20 protein-coding genes are annotated in these 21112 nt (G+C 70.7%); 12 read left to right on the top strand and 8 right to left on the bottom strand.

Translation table 11 applies throughout. From position 1 onward, the window contains the following. Positions 1–145: 145 nt before the first annotated feature. Complete coding sequence (locus ACFSKW_RS05090; protein WP_379569632.1) at positions 146–3058, bottom strand: ATP-dependent RNA helicase; 2913 nt, start codon at positions 3056–3058, stop codon at positions 146–148. Further along, positions 3058–3366: an ArsR/SmtB family transcription factor gene (locus ACFSKW_RS05085; protein ID WP_379569630.1), complete on the bottom strand. Its 309-nt coding sequence runs from the start codon at positions 3364–3366 to the stop codon at positions 3058–3060. The genes ACFSKW_RS05090 and ACFSKW_RS05085 overlap by 1 nt, the downstream gene beginning before the upstream one ends. Before the next feature lie 64 nt (positions 3367–3430). On the opposite strand from ACFSKW_RS05085, the gene ACFSKW_RS05080 reads away from it, so the two are divergent. Together ACFSKW_RS05080 and ACFSKW_RS05075 are read left to right on the top strand one after the other, a co-directional pair. Beyond that, positions 3431–4573 carry an MFS transporter gene (locus tag ACFSKW_RS05080; RefSeq protein WP_379569628.1) on the top strand — a complete coding sequence of 381 codons (1143 nt, stop codon included), beginning with the start codon at positions 3431–3433 and terminating at the stop codon, positions 4571–4573. A 47-nt stretch (positions 4574–4620) separates the two neighbouring features. Further along, positions 4621–5007, top strand: a complete 387-nt coding sequence (locus ACFSKW_RS05075; protein ID WP_379569626.1) for a hypothetical protein — start codon at positions 4621–4623, stop codon at positions 5005–5007. Here the strand turns inward: ACFSKW_RS05075 and ACFSKW_RS05070 are convergent. Further along, positions 4984–5808, bottom strand: a complete 825-nt coding sequence (locus ACFSKW_RS05070; protein WP_379569624.1) for an undecaprenyl-diphosphate phosphatase — start codon at positions 5806–5808, stop codon at positions 4984–4986. The genes ACFSKW_RS05075 and ACFSKW_RS05070 overlap by 24 nt on opposite strands. 118 nt (positions 5809–5926) lie before the next feature. After that, positions 5927–6820 carry a MurR/RpiR family transcriptional regulator gene (locus ACFSKW_RS05065; RefSeq protein WP_379569622.1) on the bottom strand — a complete coding sequence of 298 codons (894 nt, stop codon included), beginning with the start codon at positions 6818–6820 and terminating at the stop codon, positions 5927–5929. A 100-nt stretch (positions 6821–6920) separates the two neighbouring features. Between ACFSKW_RS05065 and ACFSKW_RS05060 the strand changes: the two genes are divergently transcribed. Genes ACFSKW_RS05060 through ACFSKW_RS05035 form a run of 6 tightly spaced genes read left to right on the top strand, consistent with a single transcriptional unit; the run spans position 6921 to position 13189 of the window. Beyond that, positions 6921–8042, top strand: a complete 1122-nt coding sequence (locus ACFSKW_RS05060) for a C45 family autoproteolytic acyltransferase/hydolase (protein ID WP_379569620.1) — start codon at positions 6921–6923, stop codon at positions 8040–8042. After that, positions 8039–9658 carry an ABC transporter substrate-binding protein gene (locus ACFSKW_RS05055; protein ID WP_379569618.1) on the top strand — a complete coding sequence of 540 codons (1620 nt, stop codon included), beginning with the start codon at positions 8039–8041 and terminating at the stop codon, positions 9656–9658. Before ACFSKW_RS05060 ends, ACFSKW_RS05055 begins: the two co-directional genes overlap by 4 nt. Before the next feature lie 33 nt (positions 9659–9691). Continuing rightward, positions 9692–10618, top strand: coding sequence for an ABC transporter permease (locus ACFSKW_RS05050; protein ID WP_379569616.1), 927 nt, complete (start codon positions 9692–9694; stop codon positions 10616–10618). Beyond that, the gene (locus tag ACFSKW_RS05045) at positions 10615–11451 is read left to right on the top strand and encodes an ABC transporter permease (RefSeq protein ID WP_379569614.1); all 837 of its coding nucleotides are present in this window, start codon (positions 10615–10617) and stop codon (positions 11449–11451) included. The genes ACFSKW_RS05050 and ACFSKW_RS05045 overlap by 4 nt, the downstream gene beginning before the upstream one ends. Next, on the top strand, positions 11451–12407 hold the full coding sequence (locus tag ACFSKW_RS05040) for an ABC transporter ATP-binding protein (RefSeq protein ID WP_379569612.1): 957 nt from the start codon (positions 11451–11453) through the stop codon (positions 12405–12407). Before ACFSKW_RS05045 ends, ACFSKW_RS05040 begins: the two co-directional genes overlap by 1 nt. Beyond that, positions 12401–13189: an ABC transporter ATP-binding protein gene (locus ACFSKW_RS05035; RefSeq protein WP_379569610.1), complete on the top strand. Its 789-nt coding sequence runs from the start codon at positions 12401–12403 to the stop codon at positions 13187–13189. Before ACFSKW_RS05040 ends, ACFSKW_RS05035 begins: the two co-directional genes overlap by 7 nt. Positions 13190–13195: 6 nt before the next feature. Here the strand turns inward: ACFSKW_RS05035 and ACFSKW_RS05030 are convergent, their stop codons facing one another. Beyond that, positions 13196–13762 (bottom strand): LURP-one-related family protein, encoded by a 567-nt coding sequence (locus tag ACFSKW_RS05030; protein ID WP_379569608.1) that lies wholly within the window; start codon positions 13760–13762, stop codon positions 13196–13198. Between the two features lie 24 nt (positions 13763–13786). Between ACFSKW_RS05030 and ACFSKW_RS05025 the strand changes: the two genes are divergently transcribed. Genes ACFSKW_RS05025 through lipB form a run of 3 tightly spaced genes read left to right on the top strand, consistent with a single transcriptional unit; the run spans position 13787 to position 15195 of the window. Further along, positions 13787–14305: an HAD domain-containing protein gene (locus ACFSKW_RS05025; protein ID WP_379569606.1), complete on the top strand. Its 519-nt coding sequence runs from the start codon at positions 13787–13789 to the stop codon at positions 14303–14305. Positions 14306–14357: 52 nt separating this feature from the next. Next, a complete protein-coding gene (locus tag ACFSKW_RS05020) occupies positions 14358–14540 on the top strand; it encodes a PspC domain-containing protein (RefSeq protein ID WP_358142826.1) in 183 nt (60 codons plus the stop codon). A gap of 19 nt (positions 14541–14559) precedes the next feature. Further along, entirely contained in the window at positions 14560–15195 is a 636-nt protein-coding gene (gene lipB / locus ACFSKW_RS05015; RefSeq protein WP_379569604.1) for a lipoyl(octanoyl) transferase LipB, read from the top strand. Positions 15196–15235: 40 nt separating this feature from the next. On the opposite strand, the gene ACFSKW_RS05010 is transcribed toward lipB, so the two are convergent. Beyond that, positions 15236–16771 carry an amino acid permease gene (locus tag ACFSKW_RS05010; RefSeq protein ID WP_379569602.1) on the bottom strand — a complete coding sequence of 512 codons (1536 nt, stop codon included), beginning with the start codon at positions 16769–16771 and terminating at the stop codon, positions 15236–15238. Positions 16772–16790: 19 nt separating this feature from the next. After that, positions 16791–17675 carry a phosphotransferase gene (locus tag ACFSKW_RS05005; RefSeq protein ID WP_379569600.1) on the bottom strand — a complete coding sequence of 295 codons (885 nt, stop codon included), beginning with the start codon at positions 17673–17675 and terminating at the stop codon, positions 16791–16793. A gap of 162 nt (positions 17676–17837) precedes the next feature. On the opposite strand from ACFSKW_RS05005, the gene ACFSKW_RS05000 reads away from it, so the two are divergent. After that, positions 17838–20270: a GcvT family protein gene (locus ACFSKW_RS05000; protein WP_379569598.1), complete on the top strand. Its 2433-nt coding sequence runs from the start codon at positions 17838–17840 to the stop codon at positions 20268–20270. Here the strand turns inward: ACFSKW_RS05000 and ACFSKW_RS04995 are convergent. Continuing rightward, on the bottom strand, positions 20239–21072 hold the full coding sequence (locus ACFSKW_RS04995) for a zinc-binding dehydrogenase (RefSeq protein ID WP_379569596.1): 834 nt from the start codon (positions 21070–21072) through the stop codon (positions 20239–20241). The genes ACFSKW_RS05000 and ACFSKW_RS04995 overlap by 32 nt on opposite strands. Between the last annotated feature and the right edge of the window lie 40 nt (positions 21073–21112).

Below are 21112 nucleotides of genomic sequence, written 5' to 3'. Positions count from 1 at the left end.
TCGACCGGGCGGTTGTCGGGTGACCTGGGCCGACCGGCGGGTTGTCGGGTGGCTCCGTCCGACCACGGTCCCGTCCGGACCCAGCGCGCGGTTGTTTCGGGGCGTGATGATCGGCCCAGCTAACGCGCCGTTCCCGGTGTTGGGGTCAGCGGGGTTTGGCGCGGCGGGTGGGGGTCGCGGTGAGCGGGTCCTCCGGCCACGGGTGCTTGGGATAGCGGCCGCGCAGTTCGGCGCGGACGGCGCGGTAGCCGTCCCGCCAGAAGGAGGCCAGGTCGGAGGTGACGGCGGCGGGCCGTCCCGCCGGAGACAGCAGGTGGATCAGCAGCGGGACGCCGGACACGCGCGGCGCCTCCTGCCACCCGAACAGTTCCTGCAGTTTGACGGCCAGCACCGGCTGCTCGCCCGAGTAGTCGACGCGGATCCTGGAGCCGCTGGGTACCTCGATGTGCGAGGGCGCGTCGTCGTCCAGGCGGCGGCTCCACGGGACCAGCCGTTTGAGCGCGGCGGCCACGTCGAGCCGTTCGAGGTCGGCGCGGCGGCGCGCGCGGGAGAGCTCGGGTTCGAGCCACTGGTCGGCGAGGTCGATCAGGTCGTCCATCGACGGCCACGGGTCGCCGATGGCGCGATGGCAGAACGCCATCCTGTCCCTGACGGCGACCGCTTCCCTGGTCCAGGTGAGGACGTTCTCCGTGCGCAGGCCGTGCAGGAGGGCCGGTCGGACGTCGGCGTCCTTCAGCGGGCTGACGGACAACTCGATGGCGCCGAGCCGTTCCACGACGCGGGCGGAGACGTCGCCGCGGCGCCAGCCCACCTCCTCCTGTACGGTCACCGGCACGACCCGCCTGGCGATGCTCTCGTCGATCACGACGGCCTGTCTGATCCTGGCGGAGGCGGCGCCGGTGGGACGGTCGGCGACGGCGATGGCCAGCCATTCGGCGGTGCCGAGCCTTGAACCTTCCGGGAGTTGGGCCCTGGTGCCCGAGGCCATGAGGTAGCCGCCGCCGCTCCTGCGGGCCACCCGCTCGGGGAAGGCCATGGCGACCGCCAGGCCCGCCGCCTCGTCGTCGGGGCCCTGGATCCTGGCGTTGGTGAGGCGTTTGACCTCGCGGGCCCATCGGGGGTCGCGGTCGCGGGCGGCCTTCCTCCAGACGTCGACGAGGTCGTCACCGGCGTCCCGGGGGAGTTGGTCGGACAGGAGCGCCACCACCTCGGCGGCGCGCGGGCCCGCGTCGAGGAGGGCCCTGGCCAGGCGCGGGTGCACCCCCGCCGCGGCCATCCGCCGCCCTCTGTCGGTCACCCGAACCCGCCGCACCACCCCACCCGCCGGGCTTCCGCCTGCCGGCCTTGTCCCTGCCGGAGTCCCGCCTGTCGGCCTCGTCCCTTCCGGAGTGCCGTCTGCCGGAGTGCCGCCTGCTGGCCTCGTCCCTCCCGGAGTCCCGCCTGCTGGGCGCTCACCCGCTGGCAGTTCGCTCTCGGGCAGTTCGCTCGCCGGGGTTTCTCCCGGCCTCCCGTTCCGCTGAATCCGGTCACGCCGCTGAACCCGATCACGCGACGGGCCGCCTCCGCCTCCGCCGTCTTCGACGCCGCTGTCCGAGGGAATGCCGCCGTCTTCGATGCCGCTGTCCGGGGCGATGCCGCTGTCCGGGGGGATTCCGCTGTCCGAGGCGCTGCCGCTGCCCAGGGGGTCCTTTTCGATGCCGCCGTTCTCTCGAGGGGCGGCCTCGAGACGGGCGGCGTCGGACGGGCCGGCGGCCGGGTGGCCGTTCTGCGGCGGCCGGTCACCCCCGCGCCCGTCGTCGACGATGTCATCCGAAGGCGGCCGGTCACCCCCGCGCCCGTCGTCGAGGACGTCGTCTGAGGGCGGCCACGCGCCGGCATCCTCGTCGAGTGGTTCGACGGCGCCGAGGCTGCGGAGAGTGCGGGTCGCGGCGGCCATCGCGGCGGCCGGTGGGCGATCGAGCAGGGCGAGGTCGGAGGCGTCGGGTGAACCCCAGCACGCCGCCTGCAACGCGAACCCTGTCAGGTCGGCCAGGAGGATCTCCGGCGGCGCCTGCGGCGCTAGCCGTGCGTGGGTGGCCTCGGTCCAGCACCGGTAGACGGTGCCAGGCCCTTCGCGTCCGGCGCGTCCTGCCCGCTGGTCGGCGGAGGCGCGGGAGACGTGGACGGTGGTCAGCGAGCCGAGTCCTCGGGCGTGGTCGGTCCGCGGTTCCCTGGCCAGCCCGGAGTCCACGACCACCCGCACGCCCGGCACGGTCAGGCTGGACTCGGCGACGGACGTGGCCAGCACGACGCGCCTGGTCGAGGCTGGTCTGAGGACCGCGTCCTGGACGTGGGCGGGCGCCTGGCCGTGCACCTGGAGGACGTCGAAGGACGTGTCGAGCATCCCGGCCACCCGGGAGATCTCACCGACGCCGGGCAGGAAGCACAGCACGTCTCCTTCCCGCTCGGCCAGCGCCCGCCGTACGACGTGGGCCACGTGGGCCAGCAGTGCGGGGTCGACGCGCAGGCCGTGTGGTGGCGCGACGGGCCGCGGCGGCGGCGCCCAGACGATCTCGAGGGGGTGGGCGACGCCGGAGGCGGAGATCACGGGAGCGTCGCCGAGCAGCCGCGACCATGGCGTGGTGTCGGCGGTGGCGGAGGCGGCGAGCAGGCGCAGGTCGGGTCGGAGCGTCTCGCGGACGTCGAGCAGGAAGGCGAGGGCGGTGTCGGCGTCGAGGTGCCGTTCGTGGCACTCGTCGATCATGACGACGTCGACGCCCGGCAGTTCCTGGTCGCGTTGGAGCCGCTGCAGCAGCACACCGGTGGTGACCACCTCGACGCCGGGGCGGCGGCCCTCGCGGTGCTCGCCGCGGATGGTGTAGGCGACGTCCATCCGGCGCGCCGCGGCCCGCACGGCGAGCCTGCGCGGCTCGGCGACCAGCACCCGCAGGCCCGTCTCCGCGAGCGCGAGCGGCACGACCGTGGTCTTGCCCGTGCCGGGCGGCGCGGTCAGTACGGCGCGGCCGTCGTCGTCGAGCGCCCGCAGCAGGGCGGGCAGCGCGGCGTGGACCGGCAGCATCAGCGCACCGCGCCGAGCACCGAGTCGAGCAGGCCGGGAAAGCGCTGGTCGAGGTCGGCCTTACGCAGCGTCATGAACTTCTTCCTGCCCTCCTGCCGGGTGGAGACGACTCCCGACTCGCGCAGGACCCGGTAGTGGTGGGACATCGTCGACTTGTGCAGTCCGATCGACTCGCCGACGCCGCTGCACGTCAGCTCCGCCTCGGCGGCCAGCTGGGTGATGACGTCGAGCCGCGCGGGGTCGGCGAGCGCGTGCAGTACCTCGGTGAGCTGGATGTCTTCGGTCGCCGGTTGAGGTAGCAAGCGCATGGCATCACCCTGCCCTCGGTTTGAAAGTTTGACAACAATCCAACTATAGGCGAACTTGGTCCCCATGACCCACAAGCTGTACGCGCTTGCCCTGGGGAACTTCTCCGTGGGCACCGGCATGTTCGTCACCGCGGGCCTGGTCCTGCCCATCGCCCACGACCTGGCCATCTCCCCCTCAGCGGCGGGTCAGCTGATGACCGTGTTCGCGCTTGCCTACGCGATCCTCTCTCCGATCCTGGCCGCGCTCACCGCCCGGCTGTCGAAGAAGCGGCTGCTGCTCATCGGCCTCGGCGTGCTGGCGGCGGGCAACGCGCTGACGGCGCTCGTGCCCACGTTCGCCCTCATGCTGGGCACCAGGGTGATCGCCGCCGCGGGAGCGGCCATGGTGACCCCGGTCGCCTCCGCGGTGGCGACCGCGCTGTCCGAGCCGGAACGGCGGGGCCGCGCGCTGTCGGTGGTGATGGGCGGCCTGACGGTGGCCTCGGCGGTGGGCGTGCCGCTCGGGACATGGATGGGCGGCGCCGCGGGATGGCGCGCGGCGGTGTGGATGGTGGTGGTGCTCGCCGCCATCGGGTTCGCGGCCGTCGCGCTCGTGGTGCCCGAGGTGCACCTGCCCGCCTCGACCAGGATCAGGGACCGTTTCACCCCGCTCGCCGACAGGGCGGTGCTGGCCGTTCTGCTGACCCAGTTGCTGATCTTCGCTGCCGCCTTCACCGCCTACACCTACATCGGCTCGCTGTTCGACCTGCCGTTGGCGGCGGTGCTGTGGGCGTGGGGCATCGGCGGCGTGGTCGGCAACGCAGTCGGCGGGCGTCTCACCGACGCCTACGGCCCGCGCAGGATGGTCTTCATCGGCATCGCGGGGGCGACCGTGCTGCTCGGCCTCATCCCCGTGGCGAACCTCAACCTCGGCGTCGCGCTGGTGTGGGCGTTCACGTGGGGCGCGCTCGGCTGGCTGGTCGGTCCCTCGCAGCAGTTCAGGACGGTGGCCGCGGTGCCGGGCAACGTGCCCGTCGGTCTCGGGCTGCTGGCCTCCAGCCAGTACCTGGGGCTGTTCGTGGCGGGCATCGCCGGAGGCGTCGCCCTCGACCTGTACGGCAGGGCGGGTGTGACCGTGCTGGCGACCGCGCTGGGCGCGGTGACCCTGCTGTTCACGCTGGCCACCTACCGGCCGGTCAGAGTCGCGGAGTCCGCCGTCGCGGCGTAGACCAAAGGCGAATGCCTTGGTGGAAGGCGGCTCGCCAGAATGGGGCCATGACCGATCCCCGTGACGAGCCCGCCCCGTTCGCCCCGGTCGTGCTGCTGACCACGCTGTCGGCGGTGGCGGTGGCGGCGCTCCAGTACGTCGTGGCCGAGCGGCTCAATCTCAAGATGCTGCTGCTCGGACCGGTCGCGCTGGTGGCATTCGAGGTTGTCGTCCACGAGGTGTGGTGGCGGCGCTGGTGGGGCGCCGTTCCCGGGGCTCTCGTGGGGGCGGCCGTCTACTTCGAGGGGCGCCAGATGGTGTGGGAGCCCGTGGCGTACGTCGCGGGGTGGGCGCTGTTCGCGGTGATCTTCTGCCTGGCCGGCCGTGTCGCGCTGGGGGATCTGCGGGGCCGGGAGGCCGGCCCCGCGGGGTCAGGCGGGGATCAAGCCGAATGACACGGCGGCGATGACGAAGACGCCCAGCAGGATCCGGTAGACGACGAACCCGGTGAAGCGGTGCGTGCTGATGTACTTCAGGAACCAGGCCACCGCCGCGTAGCCCACGACGAACGAGATGACCGTGGCCAGGATGGTCGGCCCCCAGTCGGGCGCCTTCCCGTCCCCGATCTCGAACAGCTCGAGCACGCCTGACGACAGCACCGCGGGGATCGCCAGCAGGAAGGAGTACTTCGCCGCCTCCTCCCGCCGGTAGTCGAGCAGCAGGCCCGCCGTGATCGTGCCGCCCGACCTCGACACTCCGGGGATCAGCGCGAGCGACTGCGCGAAGCCGTAGATCAGGGCGTGGGTGAACGACAGGTGCTTCTCCAGCGTCAGCTTGGTGCGCGCCGTGCGGTCGGCGAACCACAGGATGACGCCGAAGACGATCAGGGTCGTGCCGATCAGGCGCAGGTCGCGGAAGACGGTCTCGATCTGGTCCTTGAACGTCACGCCGAGGACGGCGATGGGGATCGTGCCCACGATGACGTACCAGCCCATCCGCGCGGGGAACGCCGAGCGGAGGGAGGGCGTCCACAGGGAGCGGGTCCAGGTGGAGATGATCTCCCAGAGCTCCTTGCGGAAGTAGATGAGCACCGCGGTCTCGGTGCCGAGCTGGATGACCGCGGTGAAGGCCGCCCCCGGGTCCTCCCAGCCGAAGAAGGCCGAGACGACCCTGATGTGCGCGCTCGAGGAGATCGGCAGGAATTCCGTGAGCCCTTGGAGCAGCCCGAGGACCACCGCTTCGAACCAGCCGATCACGAGACGCACCTTCCGTTGGGTATCGAGGTGTTGGCCAAACGATCCTGAGTTTGGCACGTGATCGGCATGGTCGTGTCATGGGCCGGTGTGTCGCCTTGCCGGAGGACCTGCCGGATGATCAGTCCGTGGGGGTGACCCTCCTCGGGCCGAGGAGCTGTTCGCGTAGGCCGGTCAGCTGGTGGGAGTAGGCCACCGAACGGTTCTCGTCGAGGGAGTCGATGGCCAGCAGCAGGGCGTCGGCGACGATGATGCCGGTCAGCGGCTCGGCGGTGATGCCGGTCGGGGTGTGGGGCGCGGAGAGGACCGCCTCCACCTTGCCCTCGAATGCGGCGCCCAGCTCGTCGGAGACCAGGACCACTCCCGCGCCGACCGCGCGGGCCCGGTCGATCAGCACGTCTATCTCCTTCAGCCGCCTGCCGGGCTGGAAGATCACCACGGCGTCGCCGTGGCTCAGCCAGAGCAGCTCGTCGGCCAGGACGAAGCCGGTGGCGGTGATGGCGCGGGCGCGGTGTCCCCTGCGGCCGAGCTTGAGCGCGAGGTGGCGGGCGGCGGGCTCGGAGGCGCCCGCGCCGTAGACGAGCACGGAGCCCGCCGCGGCGACGACCGAGACCGCGCGGGTGAACGCCTCCTGGTCGAACAGCCGCTTGCAGTGCTCGATCCGTTCGAAGGCCTCGTCGAAGACCCTCGTCCAGATGTCGGACAGGTCGTGGCCGACGTGGCTGATGCGCTGCTGCAGCCGTACGTCGGGGGCGACGGAGGAGGTGAACTCGGTGGCCAGCGCCCGCTTGAGCCCTGGCAGGCCGCCGAAGCCGAGCCGCTGCATGGTCCTGATCACGGTGGCGTTGCTGGTGCCCGTGGCCGTGCCCAGCTCCTGGGCGCTGGCGAACAGGATCTGCTCGGGCGCCGCGGAGACCAGGAACTGGCACACCGCGCGCTCGGCGGGCGACAGCTCGTCCCACACCTGTTTGACGACCGCTCTGAGCTGCTCGATCGGACTGAGTGAATTTTCCATTACGGCTATTGACTCCCACGGAACGAGTTTGGAAACCTGCGTTACAGAGTTCCCCGGGCCCTGAAACATAGATTACAGGGCTAGGTTCCAAGGAGCACCATTGAGCCTCATCTCCCTGCCTCTCGTCGAGATCTCGGGCCCGCCGCGAGAACGCGGCCGCCAGTACGGCGAGCAGGCCCGCGAGCTGATCGAGCGCGCGCTGACCTACTACCGGGAGGCGTTCGCCCACTCGAGCGGCCTGCGCTGGGACCAGGTCACCCAGCGAGCGACCCGCTGGGTCGCGCCCTCCACAGCCTTCGCGCCAGAGCTGGTCGAGGAGATGGAGGGCATCGCCGAGGGCGCAGGCGTCGGCTTCCTCGACATCCTGGCGCTCAACGCGCGCGGCGAGATCATCTACGACAGCACGTTCGGCACGATGGAGCCCGACGGCTGCACCTCCTTCGCGCTGCTGCAGGAAGCCTCGGGCGACGGTCACGTCTACGCGGGCCAGAACTGGGACTGGCGCCACGGCGTCGCCGACACCGTCATGGTGCTCAGGGTGGTCCAGCCCGGCAAACCGACGGTCATCATGCACGTCGAAGCGGGTCAGGTCGGGCGGCAGGGAGCCAACTCGGCAGGCATCGCGCTCAACGCCAACGGGCTCGGCGGCAGGTTCGACGACGCGGTCGGCGTGCCCCAGACGCTCATCAGGCGGCGCGTCCTGGACAGCCCCAACCTCAACGCCGCGCTCGAGGCGCTCACCAAGTCCCGCGCCCACATCGCCAGCAACGCGCTCGTCACTCACCGCGACGGGTTCGCCATCGACCTGGAGACCACGCCGGGCCCGGTGGGCTGGATGTACCCGACCGACGGGCTGCTCGTCCACGGTAACCACTACCAGGCGTTCGTGCCGCCGCAACTGGCCGCCACCTACCGGCCGGGCTCCGCCGACTCCCTGTTCAGGGTGCCGCGCGCGGAGGCGGGGCTGCGCGCCGTACGGCACGCCTCTGGCGGCGACGAGACCCGCAAGCTGATCCGCACCGCCATGTCCGACCACCTCGGTCACCCCGAGTCGCTGTGCACCCACCCCGACCAGGACCAGCCCGCCGTCAAACGGTGGGCCACCCTCCTGTCGAGCTGCGTCGACCTCACCACGGGCGACTACCTGATCGCTGCCGGCACGCCCTGCGACCACGAATACGAACGCGTGCCCTGGAACCTCTACGACGGAGACACGCAATGAAGAAGAAGACCCTGACCCCGGTGGTCCTGGTAGGCCTGCTCGGGGTGAGCGCCGCGTGCGGCGCCCCCGCGGCCACCACGAAGGCGCCAGACGTGGCCAAGCTGACGCTGGTCGACAGCACGCCCAAGGCGACGGGCGCGCTGGAGAAGGCGACCTGGCTGCTCGGCGAGGAGCCGGGCACGCTCGACCTCGACGGCGACGGCGGCACGCCCAACCGTACGATCACGTCGAACGTCTGCGAGCGGCTCATGCAGACCCAGCCCGACATGACGATCAAGCCGTGGCTGGCCGAGAAGGCCGACCAGGTCGACCCCACGACGCTGGTGTTCACGATCAGGAAGGGCGTCACCTTCCACGACGGCAGCCCGCTGACCGCCGACGACGTGGTGTGGAGCCTCCAGCGCCACGCGGGCGACGGCATGAACGAGTCCGACGAGTTCGAGGACGTCGCCGCGGTCACCAAGGAGGGCGACGACCAGGTCAAGGTCACCTTCAAGAAGGCCAACGCGCTGTTCATCCAGGCGATGGCGGGCGACGCGGGCATCGTGCTCAACAAGAAGGTCGTCGAGAGGCTCGGCAAGGACTACGGCACGCCGGGCCACCCTGACGCCTGCTCCGGGCCCTACGAGCTGGGCGAGTGGAGGTCGGGCACGGAGATCACGATCGACCGCCACGAGGGCTACTGGAACAAGGACGTCAAGCCGCTGACCAAGGCCGTCACGTTCAGGTGGGCGGACGACAGCGCCATGGTCAACAGCCTCACCACCGGAGCGGCCGACGGCGCCTACCTGGCCGAGACGGGCCCCGCGGTGGCGCTGGCCGGGAACCCGGCCGTCAGCGTCGCCTACGGGCCGACGACCAGGGTGTTCGTACTGCTGCCCACCGACAGGGGTGTGCTGAAGGACCCGAGGATCCGCAGGGCGCTCTCGCTGGCCGTCGACAGGGCGGGCATCGCGAAGTCGGGCTTCGCGGGGCTGGCCAGGCCGTGGAAGGTACCCGTGGGCGCGGGCGCGTGGTCGTACGAGAGGCAGACCTTCCAGAGCGCCTACGACCGGCTCGAGGGCGCGCCCGACGCGCCCGACGTGGAGGCGGCGAAGAAGCTCGTGCAGGAGGCGGGCTCGCCGCGGACACCGATCGTGATCGCCTCCGACGGCGACCAGGCCAGGTCGGTGATCGCCAACGCGGTCGTCGACGCGGCCACGAAGATCGGGCTGAAGGCGGAGATCAAGACGATCCCGAGCTCCGAGTACGGCACCTTCTACACCGACAAGGCGAAGCGGGCCCAGGTCGACCTCGTGCCCGACGACTGGTACATCACCAAGAGCGACCCCGTCGGTTTCTACGACAACGCCCTCAGCGGGTCGTCGAACAACTGGGTCGGGTTCAGCTCGCCCGAGTACGACGCGCTGGTGGCCAAGGCGCTGGAGACGACCGACGCCGCGGCCAGGGCCGGGCACGTGATCGAGCTGCAGCGGCGCTTCACCGCCGACATGGTGTGGATCTCGCTGGTCGAAGTGCCGTCCACGGTGGTGCTCGGCGGCAAGGTGACGGGACCGCCCGCCTCCATGACGTACTTCGGCTACCCGTGGGCCGCCGACCTGGGCGCGAAGGGCTGACATGGCGACGCGACCCGGGCACGGCGGGCCGACATGGTGACGCGCGCGGCCCGCAAGGTGGCGGGCCTGGTGGCGACCCTGCTGGCCACGTCGTTCGTGATCTTCGGCGCCGCCTACGCGGCGCCGGGTGACCCCGTGACGTTCCTGGCGGGCGGCAAGGAGAACCTGACCCCCGAGTACCTGGCGGCCATCAGGGCGCAGTACCACCTCGACGACCCGTTCCTCGTGCAGTACCTGAGGTGGCTCGGCGACGCCGTCACCGGCGACCTCGGACGCTCGCTGAAGTACAGCGACCAGGTGGCGGACCTGCTGGCCGCCAGGGTCCCGACCACGCTCGGCCTGGTCGCCTACGCGGCGGTGCTGTTCGTGGTGTTCGGCGTCGCCCTCGGCGCGCTGGCCGCCGTCCGCGGCGGACGCACCGACGCCGCGGTCGTGGCGGGCACCACGTTCGCCACCTCCGTGCCTCCGTTCGTGGTGGCCACGGGCCTGATCTCGCTGTTCGGCGTGCAGCTCGGCTGGTTCCCCGTCGGCGGGGGCGGGTCGCTGTGGCATCTCACGCTGCCCGCGATCACGCTCGCGCTCGGCGCACTGGCCATCATCAGCAGGGTGACCAGGCAGGCGATGGTCGAGCAGCGCGAGCTCGACCACGTCACGGTCGCCCGCGCCTCCGGGCTGTCCGAGCGGCTGATCGTGGTCCGACACGTCCTCCGCGGCGCGCTCGGGCCGATCGTCACGATGTGCGGCCTGGTCACCGCAGGTCTGCTCGCGGGCACGGTCACCGTCGAGAGCGCCTTCCAGCTCAGCGGCGTCGGCACCCTGCTCGTCGGCGCGATCAACACCCACGACTTCCCGGTGACGCAGGCGGTGCTGCTGCTCATGGTCACGGCCTACATCGCGGTCACCACGCTGGTCGAGCTCGCCCAGCCGCTGATCGACCCGCGGGCGAGGAGCGGGGCATGACCGTTGTCGCGACCCTGCCCTCAGCGAGGCGGCCCCTGGGATTCCAGCTCGCCGCCGCGCTGCTCGTCCTGGTGGTGGCGGGCGCGGTGCTCGCGCCCGTCGTCGCGCCGTACGCGCCGGACGCGGTCGACTTCGCCGCGACCCTCTCCCCGCTGTCGCCCGAGCATCTGCTCGGGGCCGACCAGTCGGGCCGCGACCTGCTGTCCAGGATCCTGTACGGCGCGCGGACCTCGCTGATCGGCCCGCTGGCGCTGCTGGCGATCGCCTCGGTGCTCGGCGTCGCGCTCGGCACGCTCGCCGCCTGGTGGCGCGGCTGGGTCGACGCGTTCGTCTCGCGGGTGACCGACGTGATGTACGCCTTCCCCGGGCTGCTGTTCGTGGTGCTGGTCGTCGCTGTGTTCGGCAACGGCATCACCACGGCGGTCGTCGCGCTCGGCCTGGCCTACACGCCGACGATCGCCAAGTACACCAGGGCGATCGCGATCACCGAATGCGCGAAGCCGTACATCGACGCCTACCGGGTGCAGGGCATGAGCGGCCTGCGCATCTGCGTGCGCCATCTGGTGCCCAACATGGCCAGGTCGATCGTCGGCTACCTCGTGGTGCTGTTCGGCGAGGGGCTGATGAGCCTGGCCACGCTGAGCTTCCTCGGATTCGGGGCGCAGCCGCCGTCGTCGGACTGGGGGCTGATGGTCAAGGAGGGGCAGGCGGCGATGGTGCAGGGCGCGTTCCTGCCGGTGCTCGTGCCGGGCGCGGCGATCGCGCTGGTGGTGGTGTCGTTCAACGTGATCGGGGTCAGGCTCGCTGACCGCCTGGCCGCGAGGAGGCCCTGATGCTGCTGGATGTGAAGGGCCTGACGATCGAGGCGGGCGGCGGCCGGCCTATCCTGCGCGACGTCGCGTTGAGCGTGGCGCGCGGCGAGGTCGTCGGGCTGGTGGGCGAGTCGGGTTCGGGCAAGTCCACGATCGCCCGCGCGGTGCTCAGACTGCTGCCGCAGAACGCGGCGGCGCGGGGCGAGGTGCTGGTCGAGGGTGCCGACGTGCTGACCATGGACGCCGCCGCGCTCCGGTCGTTGCGGGCCTCTCAGGTGGCGATGATCTACCAGGATCCGCGCTCGTCGCTCAACCCCGTACGCAGGATCGGCGACTTCCTCACCGAACGGATGGTCCACACGCTGGGCCGTACCAGGAAGGAGGCGCGAGTGCGGGCACTGGAGTTGCTGGCGGCGGTCGGCATGCGCGAGCCCGAGCTGCGGATGAGGCAGTACCCGCACGAGCTGTCGGGGGGCATGCTGCAGCGGGTGGTCATCGCCGCCGCGCTGGCCGCCGAGCCCGCGCTGCTGCTGGCCGACGAGGCGACCAGCGCGCTCGACGTCACCACCCAGGCCGACACGCTGGCGCTGTTGCGCGCGATCCAGGCCGAGCGTGAGCTCGGCATGCTGTTCATCACCCACGACCTGCATCTGGCCGCCGCCTACTGCGACCGGATCTACGTACTGTACGCGGGCACCGTCGTGGAGTCGCGGCCCGCCGAGGCGCTGTTCGCCGACCCGCGTCATCCCTACACCGCGGGGCTGCTGGCCTGCACGCCCGAGCTGGGCGACCCCCGACCGATCAGGCCGATTCCCGGTCGTCCTCCCTCGCTCGACGACGCCTTCGACGGCTGTCCCTTCGCGCCGCGCTGCGCCATGGCCGGCACCGCGTGCGAGGAGCGGCGGCCCGTCCCCGTGGCCGTCGCCGGCGGGGTGGCCGCCTGTCACCTGATCGAGGAGGGGGCCCCGGCATGCTGACCGTCGAGAGGCTGCGCAAGACCTATCCGGGCGCGGTCGCCGCCGACGACGTGTCGTTCACGCTGCCGAGCGGCGGCTCGCTCGGGCTGGTGGGCGAATCGGGGTCGGGCAAGACGACCGTGGCCCGCATGCTCGTCGGCCTGGTCGCCCCCGACTCGGGGACGATCACCGTCGACGGTCGCGCCAGAGGCCCACGCGAGCGCGGCCGCGCGGCCAGGCTGCGCAGGGCCCGCGAGATCCAGATGGTCTTCCAGGACCCCTACGTCTCCCTCGACCCGAGGCTGACGGCCGCCGAGTGCCTGCAGGCCGTGCTCCGGCTGCACGGCAGGGACCGCTCGCACGCCGCCGCCCTGCTCGACCGGGTGGGGCTCGGCAGCCGTGAGGCCACCGCGCGGCCCCACCAGCTCAGCGGAGGTCAGCGCCAGCGGCTGGCCATCGCGAGGGCGCTGGCGGTAGAGCCGTCGGTGGTGGTGCTCGACGAGGCGGTGGCCGCGCTCGACGTCTCCATCCAGGCGCAGATCCTCGACCTGCTCGCCGAGGTGCGCAGGGAGTCGGGAGTGGCGCTGCTGTTCGTCAGCCACGACCTGGCCGTCGTCAGGCACCTGTGCGAGGACACGCTGGTGCTCCACCGGGGCAAGGTGGTCGAGAGCGGCCCGGTCGCCAGGGTGCTCGAGGAGCCCGAACACCCCTACACCAGGCTGCTGCTCGCCTCGGTTCCCAAGCCGGGCTGGGATCCGGCTCAGGTGGCCGTCATCCGGAACGGCATGCCTTCGACGTCATAGCCGGGCTCAGCGGGACTGAAGGGCGTCGAGCGCGACCGCCATGGCGATCACCAGCCGCCGGTCCGTCCGCGGATCGTTGATGTCGACGACGTAGCGGTCGCGCAGCCCCCACTTCTTGACCACGGAGAACACGTCGCCGAAGTCGAAGTGGTACGGCAGCCACGACAGCGAGTCCACGAACCTGCGCAGCACCGCGACCAACGGGCTGCGCTCCTGCCCGGTGAGCGTCGGCATGCCCGGCTGGTCGAGGTGCCAGGTGGAGCGGATCAGCGACTGGCCGAAGTTCTTGCGGAACAGCCCGATGGGCCGTCCGGCGTCGTCGAAGACGTCGTAGCCGCTGCCGAGGTCGATGACGTTGCGGGCCTTGAAGCTCGCCAGTACCCGGGTCCTCGACTCGTCGGTGAAGAGGATCACCTCTTCCTTGAGCTTCATGCGCTTCTGCTCGGCGAAGGCGACCATCGGACCCTCGGAGCCGTCGGGGTTGGGGGCGTGGACGACATACCGGTTCACCATCATGGTGACCTTCTGGCGTACCAGGAGGCGGGTTTGCGCTTGGAGGGAGTGCGAATCCATGCAGGGCACCCTAGGGTAAATCGGGTGAAGCCCCTGCTGCTTGTGGATGTGGACGGCGTGCTCAATCCGTTCGGCCGTCCGAATGGGGACTTCAGGCGCTACCTGTGCACGATCGGCGCGGACTCGTACACCGTGCACCTCAACGTCCGCCATGGTGCCAGGCTCATGGAGCTGGCGCTCAAGACGCGGTCGGAGCTGGTGTGGGCGACGACGTGGGAGCACAGCGCCAACGAGTGGATCGCGCCCAGGGTCGGCCTGCCCCGGCTGCCGGTCGTGCCCATGGAGCCGAAGCGGCCGAGCGAGCGGGGCGAGTCGTTCAAGACGCCCTGCGTCGCCGACTACGTGGACCGCAGGCCGTTCGTCTGGTTCGACGACCACCTCTGGGCCGCCGACGAGGAGTACCTCAGGGCGCATCAGGGAGTCGACGACTTCCTGCTCGTTCCCGTCGACCCGCGCCACGGCCTGACCATGCGACATCTGGCCGCGGCGGAGCGGTGGCTGACCCTGTCAGGGTTCAATCAGGGTCGCGGTCAGGAACGCTGATCGAGGTCGGGTTCGTTGAACCAGGTGAATCGACACCACACGGAGGAGCTCGATGCACCGCTCGAGAGAACACCGAATCATCGCCGGCGTCTGCGGCGGGATCGCCGACCGTCTGGGCCTGCCGCCCACCTTCGTCAGGATCGTGTGGCTGCTGCTCTCGCTGATCCCCGGACCGCTGTGGGTCCTCTACGTGATCCTCTGGATCATCATGCCCAACGGGCCCGAGCGCTACTGACCGCGCTTATGCTCGAGGCATGAGGGAACGGTCGCTGACACTCATCCAGGACGAACTCGTCGACTACGACAAGGCCATGGAACGCATGACGGACCTGGTCGGCGAGCGCCAACGCGATGAGCGTCCCGACACGCTGTGGCTGCTGAGCCACCCTTCGGTCTTCACCGTCGGCAGGCGCACGCCGCTTCACCACCTGCCCGACCCCACGCGCGGCATCCCCGTGGTGGAGACGGGCAGGGGCGGTCAGCTGACCTACCATGGCCCCGGCCAGCTGGTCGGCTACCTCATCGTCAAGCTCGGCGAGGACGAGGGCATCGTCGACTACGTGCGCGAGGTCGAGCTGCGCCTGGTCTCGGCGCTGGCCGACCTCGGGCTGGCGGCCGAGCGCCGCGACACCCCGCCGGGCTCCGAACTGCTCACCGGCGTCTGGACCAGCGAGACCGGCCGCAAGGTGGTCTCCATCGGCATGCGCCAGTCGCGCGGCGTCACCAGTCACGGCTTCGCCCTCAACGTCGACGGCGATCTCGAGCCGTGGCACTGGGCGATCCCGTGCGGGATGCCCGAGGCCGACATGACCTCCCTCCTGCGCGAGCGCGGTTCGGCCGACATGGCCGAGGTCCGCGCGGTCGTGGCCGCGGCCTTCGACGCGTCCTAGCGCAGCGGGGGTACGGCGTGCGGGCCGTACCCCCGATGGCTCAGCCGACGGTCTCGTCGACGTTGCGGCGGGGTCCGGTGAACCACTTCTTGGCCGACAGCGTCCACCACAGGGCGATGCCGAGCAGGACGCCGCCCACGGCGATGGGCGCGTAGTTCACCGCGGTCCAGGTGAAGTCGGGATTGCCCGGCACGCCCGCCGGCGACAGCGGCATGATGAAGTAGATCGAGATGATCGCGATCTCGATGACGGCGATCCATCCGAGCACCTTGTACTTGGATCCCAGCGTCCACGGCCCCGGCCTGAACGCGTCGCCCATCCGCAGCCTCAGGTAGATCGGGATGAGGAAGGCCAGGTAGAGGCCGATCACCGCGATCGAGACGACGGCGTAGAACGCGATCGGCGTGCCGAGGCCTGCGGGCGCGTAGAGGGCGGGCAGGGTGATCAGGCCGGCGGCCACGCAGCCGGCGATGATGGCGTTGACCGGCGTGCGGTTGCGGTCGACCTTAGACCACAGCCTCCAGCCGGGAACGGCGCCGTCGCGGGAGAAGGCGTAGGTCATGCGCGACATCGAGGTCACACAGCTCATCCCGCAGAAGAACTGGCCGATCGTGGAGATCGCGAAGATCGCCGTGGCCAGGCTAGCGGGCAGCGCCGTGTCGAAGATCGCGCCGACGAAGCCGAACTGCTTGTTGATCTCGTCGACGTTCGTGGCGGCGAACAGGAACGCCAGCAGCAGGATCCAGCCGCCGATCGCCGAGTAGAAGATCGACTGCCACAGGCCCCTGGCCGCCGACAGCGACGCCCCGTGGGTCTCCTCGGAGACGTGGGCGCACGCGTCGAACCCGGTGATCGTGTACTGCGTGAGCAGGAAACCCAGCGGCAGCACGTAGAACCAGAACGACGAGTCCGAGAAGCCGGAGTTGTTGATCGTCTCGGTGAACACGAACCGGAGCGTCTGGTGCTCGCTCGGCGCGAAGACCAGGATGGCGACCACGATCGCCGCGCCCGCCACGTGCCACCAGACGGAGACGTTCTGCAGGAGCGAGATGAGCCGGTGGCTGTAGATGTTGATCAATGCGTGCAGGACCAGGACGATCACGAACAGCAGGAACGCGTTGGTGAGCGTGGCCTCCCACGCGCCCCCCGTGAGGCGGCTGATCGTGATGTTCAGGAAGGTCGCGCAGCCGTAGTCGACCGACGCGGTGACGGCGACCAGCCCGATGAGGTTCAGCCAGCCGGTGAACCAGCCGTGGATCGGCTTGCCCATCGTGGCCGCCCACCAGTAGATGCCGCCCGCCGTCGGGTACGCCGACACCAGTTCCGACATGCAGAAGCCGATGATGAGGATGAACATCGAGATCAGCGGCCAGCCCCAGGAGATGGCGATGGGACCGCCGTTGTTCCATGCCTGGCCGAACGTGGTGAAGCACCCGGCCAGGATCGAGATGATCGAGAATGAGATGGCGAAGTTGGAGAAGCCGCTCCAGGTCCTCGATAACTCCTGCTTGTAACCGAGCTCGGCGAGCCGCCGGGAATCCTCGTCTAATGTCTGGGAATCCTCGTCCAATGTCATGGAATCTCCTCGGGTTGTGCTAGTGCCTCCGGACGTCGTCGATCAGACGGCCGACACCGTCCAGGTCTCGTACGGCTCGCGCGAACTTGCCCGCGGCTTCCGCTTCGTAGTCGAAGTCGGCCTGCCGTACGAGGAGGCCGTGATGGACGGAGAACCAGAGGGTCCACGTCACGTTCGACATGATCTGGAAGAGGCGGACGCGGGAGTCGTGGTCGCCGTTGCTGAAGTAGGCCCTGGCCAGGTGTGCGGTCTGGTCAGGGTCGAGGTCCGCTTCCGCGGCGATGTCGCCGAGTTCGAAGGCGGGGTCGTTGTTGCCTGAGAGTTGGTAGTCGACGATGCGGATCTCGTCGTCCTGGGCGATGAAGTTCTCGGCCAGCAGGTCGTTGTGGCACGGCACGGTAGGGACGGCGGGGATGGCCCGCTCGATGTCCGCTATCGCGGGAAGGACGTCGTCGTAACCGTGGGGAACTCCCAGGTCATGGGTGTGGCAGCGGGCGCGGAACTCGCGCAGCTTGTCGAAGATGGAGAAGTCGTTGACGAAGCGGGAACCGGCGTGAAGTCGCCGGCAAGCGATAGCCACCTTTTCCAGATTTTTACTGATTTGTCCGGCATTAAGGGTGATGCCGTCCAGGTATTCGATCAAGAGGGCGTGAGCCTCGGGGAAATGGTGGATCACCTTCGGGCCGACGCCGGTCTCGGCGGCCCTGATCGTGTTCTCGACCTCCTGGTCTATGGGAATGCCCAGGCCTGCCGCGCACACGGCCGGATCGAGCACGCGCAGCAGCCATCGCTCCCCGTCCCCTGTCTCGACCTTGGCGATCAGGTGACTGAGCCCACCCTTGATGGGGGTCTGACTGACCGGTCGCCCGGCCCAATCGGAGACCAATTCGATCACGTCTGGCATGCGCGACTCCCTTTGGCCTACATTTAGACCATTCCGATCCTGCGGGCAAGGTGGCTCATGAGAAACGTGCTCACCAGATCTCCACCACACGTCCGCGCCATACCCGGGTCCTGGTGGCGGTCCACCTAGCACGTTTCTCATAGGTACATGGCGGTTTCGATCATGGGAATACCCGATTCGGCACAGGCGATAGTGATCGGCGGCGGGGTGGCGGGCTGCAGCGTGGCCTACCATCTGGCCCGCCTCGGCTGGAAAGACGTGGTGCTCGTCGAGCAGCACGCGCTCACCGAGGGCACCACGTGGCACTCGGCCGGGTTCGTCGGCCAGCTTCGCTCCACGGTCACGCAGACACGAATGATCATGTACTCGGCCGGGCTCTACCCCGAGCTGGCCGAGCTGACCGGCCTCGACCCCGGCTGGCACGGCGTCGGCGGGCTGCGGCTCGCGACCACGCACGACAGGGTGGAGGAGCTCGTCAGGCAGGCGGGCGCCGCCGAGACGTACGGCCTGGACATGTCGCTGCTGTCGGGCAGGCAGACCAACGACCTGATGCCCATGCTGAACGACGAGGACATCCTGGCCTCGCTGTGGTTGCCGGGCGACGGGTGGCTGGACCCCGCGTCACTGGCGCGGGCCCTGGCCGAGGGGGCGGCGAAGCTCGGCGTCCGGATCGTCACCGGCGTGCGGGTCACCGGCGTGGACGTGGCCGGCGGCGCGGTCCGCGGGGTCCGTCTGACCTCCACCGCGGGGGACGGTGACGAGAGGTTCGTCAGCACCGAGACCGTCGTGAACTGCGCCGGAGCGGCGGCGGGGAAGGTGGGCGCGCTGGCAGGCGTGGACGTCCCGATCGTGCCCATCAAGCACCAGTACGTCGTGACCCACCCCGCGGACATCCCCTCGTCCACGCCGACCGTGCGCGACCCCGACAACATCGTCTACTTCCGCGAGCACGAGGGCGGGATCCTCGTCGGCGGCTACATCCGCACGCCCGAGATCTGGGAGGCGGCCGACCCGCTGGCGGAGTCGAGGCTGCTCTTCGAACCGAACCTGCCCAAGTTCAGGGAGTCGTGGGCGTCGGCCCGTCACCGGCTGCCCGTCATCGCCAAGCGGACCACGGACGACTTGGACGCCGGCCAGGTGGCGCGGATCGTGCACGGGCCCGAGGCGTTCACCCCCGACGGCGAGTTCCTGCTGGGAGAGACCGCGGTGCGCGGGTTCTGGGTCGCGGCGGGATTCTGCGTCCACGGGCTGGCGGCCGCCGGAGGCGTCGGCAAGGTGATGGCCGAGTGGATCGTCGACGGCGTGCCCGAGTACGACCTGTTCGGGATGGACGTCAGACGGTTCGGCGGCTACGCCGGATCGGAGCGCTGGGCCAGGACGAAGGCGCTCGACTCCTACTCGAAGTACTACGACATCGTCTATCCGGGCGAGGAGCGCACCGCCGCCAGGCCGCTGCGCCGCTCACCCGCCTGGCCCAGACACGCCGACCTCGACGCGGCGTTCGGCGAGAAGGCCGGGTGGGAGCGGGTCAACTGGTTCGACTCCAACGCGACCGGTGACGGGCCACGACCGCTGGGCTGGGCGGGCCGGGTGTGGTCGCCCGCCGTACGGGAGGAGTGCCTGGCCACCAGGGACGCGGCGGGGCTGTTCGACCAGACCTCGTTCGCCAAGCTGGAGGTGTCGGGGCCGGGCGCGCTCGACCGGCTCCAGCGGCTGTGCGCCAACCAGATCGACAGGAAGACCGGCGCGGTCGTCTACACCCAGCTGCTCAACCACCGGGGCGGCATCGAGGCCGACCTGACCGTCACCCGGCTCGGCGAGGACAGGTTCCGGCTGGTCACCGGCACCGCGTACGGGACGCACGACGCCGCGTGGCTGCGCCGCAACGGCCTCGACGTCGCGGACGTCACCTCCGCCTACGCCTGCTACTGCCTGTGGGGCCCGCAGGCGGCCGCGATCCTGGAGCGGATCTGCGACGACGACCTCGGCTTCCCCTACCTGCAGGCCAGGCACATCAGCGTCGCGCACGTGCCGGTGCTGGCGCAGCGGGTGACGTTCGTGGGCGAGTACGGCTGGGAGCTGTACTGTCCGGCCGAGTACGGCCTGACCCTGTGGGACGCGCTCATGGCGGCGGGCCTGCCGTACGGCATGCGTCCAGGGGGGTACCGGGCCATCGACTCGATGCGCCTGGAGAAGGGCTATCGGGTCTGGGGGCTGGACATCACCCCCGAGACCACGCCGTACGAGGCGGGGCTCGGCTTCGCCGTCACCACGGGCAAGGACTTCCTCGGCAGGGACGCGCTGGATCCCGCGCCCGAACGGACGCTGCGCTGCCTGGTGCTGCGCGACCCGCGGCGGGTGTGCCTGGGAGGGGAGCCCGTGCGGGTGGACGGCGTGCCCACCAGCCGCGTGACGAGCGGCGGCTACGGGCACCGCGTGGACGCCTCGATCGCCTACGCCTACCTGCGGGGCGAGCCGCGGGACGTGACCGTCGGCGTGGACGGCACCTGGGTGGAGGCCGCGGTCGAGGAGCGCCCGCCGTACGACCCCGGTCACGAGCGGATCAGGTCACGTCCAGCACGATCTTCCCCCTGACCTGCCCGGAGAAGAGCGCGTCGGCGGCCTCGCCGGCGCGCTCCCACGAGCCGCGCCAGCCGATCGACGGCGACAGCAGGCCGCGGGCGACGAGGTCGACGAGGATCTCCAGGTCGGGGCCCGGCTCGGAGACGTCGCCGAAGGAGTGGATGGACCTGGCCGCGCCGAGCGCGAACAGCGAGGTGAACGCGGCGGGCTCGCCCGAGGACCAGCCGATGCTCTGCAGGTTGCCGCCGGGTGCCAGCAGCTCCCACGCCCTGACCAGGTGAGGGCCGCCGAGCAGTTCGAGCACCACGTCGACGGGCCCGACGCCGTCGAGCGAGGCGACCACCTCGTCGGCGCCCAGCTCGCGTAGCCCTTCGCCGCGCCGGGCGGCGGCGATCACGTGCGCGCCCGCATGGTGGGCCAGCTGGACGGCCAGCCTGCCGACGCCGCCCGACGCGCCGGTGATCAGCACGCGCCTGCCGAGCAGCGGTCCTGCGGCCCTGAGCGTGCGCAGCGCGGTGAGGCCCGCCATCGGCAGCGCCGCGGCGTGCGCGAGGTCCACGCCGTCGGGCACGGCGGCCACGGACGACCGGGGGAAGACCGCCCGCTCCGCCCAGGCGCCCGGCCCGAACGCGACGACCCTGCCGCCCTTGCCCGGGCCCTCCAGCACGATGCCCGCGGCGTCGTGGCCGCCGATCCGGGGGTGCCGGAGCTCGCCGTGGTTCGCCGAGACGTGGCGGACCTCGACGAGCACCTCGCCAGGGCCGGGCACGGGCTCGGGTGCCTCGGCCAGCCTCAGTTCCCGCAGCGCACGCATGATTCTCCTTCGGCACGGAATGCTCGGCCCGGTGCGGCCC

The sequence above is a fragment of the Nonomuraea mangrovi genome, assembly GCF_042681425.1.
GTDB lineage: Bacteria > Actinomycetota > Actinomycetes > Streptosporangiales > Streptosporangiaceae > Nonomuraea > Nonomuraea mangrovi.
The sequence above is the reverse complement of the archived record's forward strand: the minus strand, read 5'-3'. Positions and strand labels throughout refer to the sequence as shown.

What these genes read in the sequence shown, in the direction of transcription:
- ACFSKW_RS05050 (WP_379569616.1), top strand. Translation starts at nt 9,692, where the DNA reads ATGGTGACGCGCGCGGCCCGCAAGGTGGCGGGCCTGGTGGCGACCCTG.
- ACFSKW_RS04995 (WP_379569596.1), bottom strand. Translation starts at nt 21,072, where the DNA reads ATGCGTGCGCTGCGGGAACTGAGGCTGGCCGAGGCACCCGAGCCCGTG.
- ACFSKW_RS05005 (WP_379569600.1), bottom strand. Translation starts at nt 17,675, where the DNA reads ATGCCAGACGTGATCGAATTGGTCTCCGATTGGGCCGGGCGACCGGTC.
- ACFSKW_RS05075 (WP_379569626.1), top strand. Translation starts at nt 4,621, where the DNA reads ATGACCGATCCCCGTGACGAGCCCGCCCCGTTCGCCCCGGTCGTGCTG.
- ACFSKW_RS05000 (WP_379569598.1), top strand. Translation starts at nt 17,838, where the DNA reads ATGGGAATACCCGATTCGGCACAGGCGATAGTGATCGGCGGCGGGGTG.
- ACFSKW_RS05065 (WP_379569622.1), bottom strand. Translation starts at nt 6,820, where the DNA reads ATGGAAAATTCACTCAGTCCGATCGAGCAGCTCAGAGCGGTCGTCAAA.
- ACFSKW_RS05020 (WP_358142826.1), top strand. Translation starts at nt 14,358, where the DNA reads ATGCACCGCTCGAGAGAACACCGAATCATCGCCGGCGTCTGCGGCGGG.
- ACFSKW_RS05030 (WP_379569608.1), bottom strand. Translation starts at nt 13,762, where the DNA reads ATGGATTCGCACTCCCTCCAAGCGCAAACCCGCCTCCTGGTACGCCAG.
- ACFSKW_RS05055 (WP_379569618.1), top strand. Translation starts at nt 8,039, where the DNA reads ATGAAGAAGAAGACCCTGACCCCGGTGGTCCTGGTAGGCCTGCTCGGG.
- ACFSKW_RS05085 (WP_379569630.1), bottom strand. Translation starts at nt 3,366, where the DNA reads ATGCGCTTGCTACCTCAACCGGCGACCGAAGACATCCAGCTCACCGAG.
- ACFSKW_RS05080 (WP_379569628.1), top strand. Translation starts at nt 3,431, where the DNA reads ATGACCCACAAGCTGTACGCGCTTGCCCTGGGGAACTTCTCCGTGGGC.
- ACFSKW_RS05040 (WP_379569612.1), top strand. Translation starts at nt 11,451, where the DNA reads ATGCTGCTGGATGTGAAGGGCCTGACGATCGAGGCGGGCGGCGGCCGG.
- ACFSKW_RS05035 (WP_379569610.1), top strand. Translation starts at nt 12,401, where the DNA reads ATGCTGACCGTCGAGAGGCTGCGCAAGACCTATCCGGGCGCGGTCGCC.
- ACFSKW_RS05045 (WP_379569614.1), top strand. Translation starts at nt 10,615, where the DNA reads ATGACCGTTGTCGCGACCCTGCCCTCAGCGAGGCGGCCCCTGGGATTC.
- lipB (WP_379569604.1), top strand. Translation starts at nt 14,560, where the DNA reads ATGAGGGAACGGTCGCTGACACTCATCCAGGACGAACTCGTCGACTAC.
- ACFSKW_RS05090 (WP_379569632.1), bottom strand. Translation starts at nt 3,058, where the DNA reads ATGCTGCCGGTCCACGCCGCGCTGCCCGCCCTGCTGCGGGCGCTCGAC.
- ACFSKW_RS05010 (WP_379569602.1), bottom strand. Translation starts at nt 16,771, where the DNA reads ATGACATTGGACGAGGATTCCCAGACATTAGACGAGGATTCCCGGCGG.